At 68.9% G+C, this 6,535-nt stretch carries 7 protein-coding genes; 3 read left to right on the top strand and 4 right to left on the bottom strand.

Features of this window, described 5'->3' with window-relative positions; all coding sequences use genetic code 11:
• The first annotated feature begins 224 nt into the window (after positions 1 to 224).
• On the top strand, positions 225 to 1,178 hold the full coding sequence (locus VF794_RS41190) for a DUF2381 family protein (RefSeq protein WP_331119458.1): 954 nt from the start codon (positions 225 to 227) through the stop codon (positions 1,176 to 1,178).
• Positions 1,179 to 1,655: 477 nt separating this feature from the next.
• Entirely contained in the window at positions 1,656 to 2,537 is an 882-nt protein-coding gene (locus tag VF794_RS41185; protein ID WP_331119456.1) for a TIGR02266 family protein, read from the top strand.
• 12 nt (positions 2,538 to 2,549) lie between these two features.
• Here the strand turns inward: VF794_RS41185 and VF794_RS41180 are convergent, their stop codons facing one another.
• Genes VF794_RS41180 through VF794_RS41165 form a run of 4 tightly spaced genes read right to left on the bottom strand, consistent with a single transcriptional unit; the run spans position 2,550 to position 5,244 of the window.
• Complete coding sequence (locus VF794_RS41180; protein ID WP_331119454.1) at positions 2,550 to 3,131, bottom strand: Uma2 family endonuclease; 582 nt, start codon at positions 3,129 to 3,131, stop codon at positions 2,550 to 2,552.
• A 36-nt stretch (positions 3,132 to 3,167) separates the two neighbouring features.
• On the bottom strand, positions 3,168 to 3,704 hold the full coding sequence (locus VF794_RS41175; RefSeq protein ID WP_331119452.1) for a hypothetical protein: 537 nt from the start codon (positions 3,702 to 3,704) through the stop codon (positions 3,168 to 3,170).
• Positions 3,701 to 4,711 carry a M28 family peptidase gene (locus VF794_RS41170; RefSeq protein WP_331119450.1) on the bottom strand — a complete coding sequence of 337 codons (1,011 nt, stop codon included), beginning with the start codon at positions 4,709 to 4,711 and terminating at the stop codon, positions 3,701 to 3,703. The genes VF794_RS41175 and VF794_RS41170 overlap by 4 nt, the downstream gene beginning before the upstream one ends.
• Positions 4,708 to 5,244, bottom strand: coding sequence for a hypothetical protein (locus VF794_RS41165; RefSeq protein WP_331119448.1), 537 nt, complete (start codon positions 5,242 to 5,244; stop codon positions 4,708 to 4,710). The genes VF794_RS41170 and VF794_RS41165 overlap by 4 nt, the downstream gene beginning before the upstream one ends.
• A 156-nt stretch (positions 5,245 to 5,400) precedes the next feature.
• Here VF794_RS41165 and VF794_RS41160 point away from each other — a divergent pair, with 156 nt between their 5' ends.
• Positions 5,401 to 6,327 carry an MBL fold metallo-hydrolase gene (locus VF794_RS41160; protein WP_331119446.1) on the top strand — a complete coding sequence of 309 codons (927 nt, stop codon included), beginning with the start codon at positions 5,401 to 5,403 and terminating at the stop codon, positions 6,325 to 6,327.
• The last annotated feature ends 208 nt before the right edge of the window (positions 6,328 to 6,535 follow it).

The raw sequence follows: 6,535 nt of genomic DNA, 5'->3' as shown, positions 1-6,535 counted from the left end.
CGCCAGGGTGGAGTCTCCCGGTCGGCAATCTGCCGGGCCCAAGGCAGCAGTCCCAGCCGAGCAACCAAACGCGAGCCCTCCCCACACCAATGCCCCAAGGCGAAAGGCGAAATTCAAGTTTTCCATGCTGCCGAGGCTAGGGTAGTCAACCATGGGATGCCAGAAAGGGACGGGGTGTGACGGGCTGGCCGCCATGCACCCTTTCTGCCAGGTCGTGCCGCGTTATGCGGAACTTCTTACCTCCCCGGTCTGCCCTACTTGTCGTCCTCTTGGCGTCGGCGGCCATGGCCCGTGGACGCGATCCGAACGTTTGGAGCGCCTACGTTCAGGGTCCCCCGATTGAGTCGGCTCGGCGGTTGCACGTAGCCCCCGATGTTGTGACCGTGCTCCGGTTCCAGCAGCCCTGCGATGCGGCGGGAACGAAAATGCTGGGCTGGGAGGGTCGCTTCGAGCCGGTGGCGTGCGCCGGGAAATCGGTGATTATCGTGCCGCTCCAGGCCCTTGAAGCGGAGGACCGATTTCTTTTGGTCGTGAGGCTCGCGGATGGGACGGAAGTGCCCTTCACCATGGAGCGTGCCACAAGGAAAGAAGGCGAGTGGCCCGACCAGCAGGTGAACGTCTTCATCGAACCGGAAACCCGCGAAGCACTCCAAGCGCAGCTCAAAGAAACCCGCCAGAGGGAGCGGTTGCTTGAGGAAGCAGCTTACCGTCACTACAAAGAGGACACGGCAGACCACGCGCTTGCCAAACTTCTAACGACAGGTGCCATCAATCAAACCTCGTTCATGGAACGACGAAAGCGGATCGTCAAGACCGATGACGGCGCCGAAATGGTCGTCCGAATCTTCGCGGGCAAAGAGAAAGCGGCGGTCCTGCTTACTGTAACGAACCGCCACCCATCGAAGCCTTGGAGTTTGGCGGAGGCTCGCCTCCGGACTACCCGCCCAGGAGAGGACCAACGCGCCCCCTTCCTGTTCGGTGAGGCGAGGCCGTTTGCATTGCGCACGGACCGGGAGGAGATTGCTCCAGGCGAATCCGGCAATGTGGCCGTCGTCGTGGACAGGAGTGCCTTCAAGGCGGATGACGGGTTCGTCAAAACCCTCGCGCTGGAGATCTACCGCCAGGACGGGTTCTTGGACACCTACGTTCTCCTGGATCGTCGGCTTGTTCGTGAGTAAGACCGCTGCTCATGCCGTCGAATAGAGCGCTGCTACTCCCTGCCGTAGTTCTGCTTCTGGCGACAGCGGGATGCCCACCGGGGGGCGTGCCTTTGCGCTCGGATGGAAGCCCCGGGCCTGAGAAATGCTCGGAAGAAGCCATCAAGACGATGCGGATTCTTCGGATGTACGTTGGCGACTCTGCGGACGTATATTCGGGCGCCTCGGTCTTTGTGGTCGATTCATTCCGTTGAGCCGACCCACCGGGACACCTCGCCCGAACGCCCCCAGCCGGTCGGTTCACCTCGGGTGCGTGTCCCGTGTAGTGGGGAATGTAGCTGTGAACGCCAGAGGAGACATGAATTGATGGATTTTGACCCCCCATCAATTCGGTCCAAGTGCCTGAAACTGTTGGGGACCCGTTTTCTCTCCCACTAAGAGAGGGACGGGGTGAGGGTAGGCGGACCCCGGGTTGCCACGGTAGAGTGGACAGCCGAGATGAACGCGCCGTCCCCCGCCCCGATCCCCCCGCCCTCCCGAGAAGCCGAGTTCGCGCGAGCCGAGGCCGAGCTGGCCAGCCAGGAAGCCCGAGTCGCCGATCAGCTCAACCGAGCGGTGACGGAGACGGAAGCCCTCACGCGTCGGCTGGCGGAGCTGCGGCAGCAGGTGTCACGAGCCTCCACGGAGCGCCAGGGCGACGAGCACGTGCGCACCGCGAGCACATGGCTGGAGTCGGCCGCGGCGAGCGCGGGCTCGACGGCGGAAGCACGCGAGCGGTCCCTGACGGCGCGTCACGAGGCGCTGGAGGCACGGCGCCGTGCGAGCCAGGAGACGCAAACGGCGCTGAAGACGCTGCAACACCTGCAAGCGCGAGCGCAGCAGGAGCTGACGGAGGCGGAGGCGGGGCTGAAGCGCTCGGCGGAGGCGGCGGCCAAGGCCCAGCGAGAGCGCGAGGCCGAGCGGACGCGGCAGGCGACGGCGCAGGCGCGCCCGGTGGCGCAGACCTCGGGGAACCTGACGATTCCGGAGCCACGGCCGCTGGGGGCCCGCTCGTCGCGGGTGCGGATGCAGGCGACGATCGACCTGCGGAGCGAGTCGAACTTCTTCACGGGGTTCACGGCGAACGTGAGTGAGGGAGGCATCTTCGTGGCGACGGTGCAGGCGGTGCCGCGAGGGACGACGGTGGATCTGGACTTCACGCTGCCGGGGGGCCGCCCGATGAAGGTGACGGGGGTGGTGCGCTGGACGCGCGAGGTGAACGACAAGACGCCCGAGCTGATGCCGGGACTGGGCGTGCGGTTCTCGAACCTCGCGCCGGAGGTGGCCTCGGCCATCACGGACTTCGTGGCCACGCGCGAGCCGATGTTCTTCCCGGACTGAGGTCGGCCCCGGTCAGGCGAACAGCCCCGCCATGGGCAGGGACAGCCCGGGCAGTACCGCGCAGGAGAGCGTCTCCCCCACTCCGAGCGTGCGCAGGGCGCGGTAGCGGCCCGCGTCGGCATCCGGCTCGGAGTAGACCTCGATGGCCCGGCCGGCCACATCCACGACCCAATACTCGGGCACGAGGGCGCGCGCGTAGATGCGGCCCTTAAGCAACCGATCCTTGCGCGGGGACTCCTCGGCCACCTCCACCACGAGCAGGGCGGCGCGGGGATGCACCCGGGCCGTCTCCTCTTCCTGGCGGGTGACGACGGCGAGATCCGGCTCCGGCTCGCTGTCATCTCCGAGCGAGAGCGGGAGTTGGATACGCACCCGGCAATCCGGCTGCCGAGCCTCCATGAAGCTCTCGCCCAACCGGGAAATCACCAGCGCATGCGATCGACCTTGCGGCGTCATCGCGACAATCACCCCCTCCACCAACTCCACGCGCTCATCCTCGCCGAGCACTCCGACATCGATGAGCCGGTGGTACTCGGAGAGGGTGAAGCGACGCGGGGCGACGAGCCCGCTCGCGAGGATGTCTGGAGAGTGCATGGCCGAGCCTCCCTGTACCCTACAAGGTAATGCCTCTCACAGCGCCACGCCCACCTCGAGCACGGTGAGCCCGTAGAGCAGGCCGAGCCCGGGCCGGTCCGTGCCCACGCCCACCCCAACCTCCAGGAGGGATACCTGCGCGCGGCCCAGGGTGAAGCGCGCGGGTGCGAACGTCAGCCCGAGTCCCAGCGACGGGCCGCCTATAAAGGAGGGGTGCTCGGGGGTGAGGAAGTCCATCCGGTCCCCGAAGAGGCCGGTGAGGTTCACCAGCGCGGCGGGAGCCCACCGGCCCTCGCGCTGCACGCCCGCTCCCAGGCGCACCGCGAACGAGGTGCCCACCCCGATGAGCGCGTTCGCGTCCGCCTGGAGCAACCACCGCCCATCCACCGTGTCCCGCAGACCGAAGCCGCCGCCCACGCCCCCGTGGGTGCGGACCCGCGAGAGGTACACCGTCGCCCCCGAGCGGGCATACAGCGAGAACTGGTGCCTCGAGGGCTCGGCCCGCACGACATCCTCCGCCGGGTCCGGCGAGGCGGCGAGCGTGGAGAGCAGGAGGAGCGTGGAGGTCATCATGGCCGGGGCCCCTCGGCCCAGAAGGCGAGCGCGGCGGCGGACAGCCGGGTGACGTCGGCGAGGAAGTCCGGATCGAGCGTCGAGGGCACGTCGGTGTCTTTGTGGTAGTGGGGGTTGCGGAAGTTGGCGGTGTCGGTGAGGAAGAGGGCGCTCTGTCCGGCCAGCCAGAAGGGGGCGTGGTCGCTGCGCATGAGGTTGCCGGTGGCGGGGCCGGTCCCGTCCTCGGGCACCCTCACACCGCGCACCAGGTCGTTGCCCATCCGCGAGCCCATCACATACAGCTCCTCCAGCCGGGGGCCGGACTGCTCGTTGGCGATGGCGGCGAGGAAGTCCCCCGTGTCGGGAATGGGGAAGCCGGGCAGCCCCAGCTGCGCGCCGGGGGTCGGGTCCCGGTAGCCGATGCAATCGAAGACGAGCGAGGCGACGATCTTCTCGCTCGGGAGCACCTGCACGTAGCGCGTGCTGCCCACCAGGCCGAGCTCCTCCAGGTCGAAGCCCACGAAGCGCAGGGTGCGCGCGAAGCGCCGGCCCGAGGCCAGCCGCGCCATCTCCAGCATGGCCGCCACGCCGGAGCTGTTGTCATCCGCGCCCGAGTAGTAGGCGTCATAGTGGGCGCCCACCACCACCACCTCGTCGGGGCGCTCGGTGCCACGCAGCTCGGCGATGACGTTGGAGGTGGGGAAGCGCGGATCCGCCACGTCGTGCGTGGTGACGGTGTAGCCGAGCGACTCGAAGCGCTCGCGCACGAGCTGGCGGGCGCGCTCGCGGGTGAGGTTGCACACGGGCCGACGCGCCGTATCGATCTGCGAGGGCTCGAAGAGGTCGCAGTCGAGCGGGGTGTCCTCGCGGTGGGAGGCGACGAGCGCCTCCACGTCCGACATCAGGCGCGCACGCTCGACACCGGCCGCGAAGTCCCCGGCACGGGAGAGGGCGGCCTCGTCGAGGGTGGGCCGCGAGGCGCAGGAGCTCACGGCGAGGAAGAGGAGGGCGGCGAACAGGGGTCTCACAGCGTCATCCCCAGGTGGAGGAGGCCGAGCTGAAGGCGCAGGGTGGAGCCGGGCCGGTTGAGGGAGGTGCCCCACTGAAGTTCCAGGGCGCTGGCGGTGAAGCGGCCGAAGGCGAAGCGCAGGGGCACGGCGTGCAGGGCGACGTAGGCGGGCCCGAGTTGCTCGGACTGGAGGGCGGAGAGGTCCTCGGGGAAGCCGCCCGCGGGGGGGAGGATGACGGGCAGACCGCTGAGACCCAGCTCGGGACCCACCGCGGGCCGCCAGCGGCCCAGGTGCGTGGACAGGAGGGCGCGGGCATAGAGCTCGACGGGGAAGGAGCCTCGGCCCGCGGGGGCCCAGCGCACCCCGGCCCCGAGGCGCCAGGAGCCGGCCTCGCGCGACCAGCCGGCCTCGAGGCCCACGCGGGGAGCGGTGATGTTGTAGCTGCCCCCATTGGTGAGGGTGACGGCGGTGGCGCCGAGGGATAGCTCGTGTCCGGAGGCAGCCGCGGCCCCCGGGAGGAGCGCGGCGGTGAGGAGCAACCAGGAACGCATGGGCGCGGCACTCTATCCGTCCGCCTGGGGCAGCGCACGCCCGCCCGGAAGCTCCTCATTCGACGGCACGACCCGAGCCTTCATGTCTGGTCCGCCCTGGAGACGAGCCCCACCTTTATCGGGGAACGACCGCCAAGGGCGGAGGGGAGCCGCGACATGCGCATCCACCATTTGAACTGCGTGACGATGTGCCCACCGGGTGGGCGGCTGATGGATGGGCGGCACCGGCTGAAGGGAGTGCCCGCGGCACTGGTGTGCCACACCCTGCTGGTGGAGACGGAGCAGGGGCTGGTGCTGGTGGACACGGGCTTCGGCCTGGAGGACGTGCGCAACCCGAGGCCACGCTTGAGCCCGTTCTTCCTGACGATGAACCGGCCACAGCTCAACGAGGAGATGACGGCGGTGCGGCAGATCGAGCGCCTGGGCTTCAAGGCCGGGGACGTGCGGCACATCGTGCTGACGCACCTGGACTTCGATCATGCCGGAGGCCTGGACGACTTCCCGGCGGCGCGCGTGCACGTGATGGCGGCGGAGGTGGAGGCGGCGATGACGCAGGCGACGTGGCTGGACCGTCGGCGCTTCCGCCCGAGGCAGTGGAGCACGCAGCCGCACTGGGTGCAGTACCCGATGCCGCTCGGGGGCGATCGCTGGTTCGGCTTCGAGAGCGTGCGCGACCTGGCGGGCCTGCCGCCGGAGATTCTCATGGTGCCGCTGGTGGGGCACACGATGGGGCACTCGGGCGTGGCCATCCAGCAGGCGGACGGGTGGCTGCTGCACGCGGGGGACGCGTACTTCTACCACCAGGAGATGAACCCGAATCAGCCGCGGTGCACGCCGGGCCTGTGGGCGTACCAGGAGCTGATGCAGAAGGACGGGCGACTGCGGAAGCTCAACCAGGAGCGGCTGCGCGAGCTGGTGCGCCGGCACGACCGGGAGGTGCGGGTGTTCTGCGCGCACGACGCGGTGGAGTTCGAGCGCCTGGAAGAGGAGTCGCGCGCCCACGAGCCGCACGCGCTGCGCGGCCTGGCCACGGTGGAGGAGGAGACGCCCCGGACGCCGGAACCGCCCGTGGCGCCCCTCTGAGCCACCCGCGCGACACCGGCACGCGAGTCCCGGAGCCTGGAGGCTCCGGGGCTGTTAAGGTGTGCCCGTGATCAGCAAGGTGCGCTTCAAGAACTTCCGCAGCCTGAGGGACCTGGAACTGACTCTTCGCGCTCTGGTTTCGAGGTTTCTGACTTCTGGCAGCACCAGGAGCCAGATGAAGCACACATCCAGTGGACGTACACCGACC

The organism is Archangium sp. (assembly GCF_036389735.1).
Classification (GTDB): domain Bacteria; phylum Myxococcota; class Myxococcia; order Myxococcales; family Myxococcaceae; genus Archangium.
This window is presented reverse-complemented; position numbering and strand designations above follow the sequence as displayed.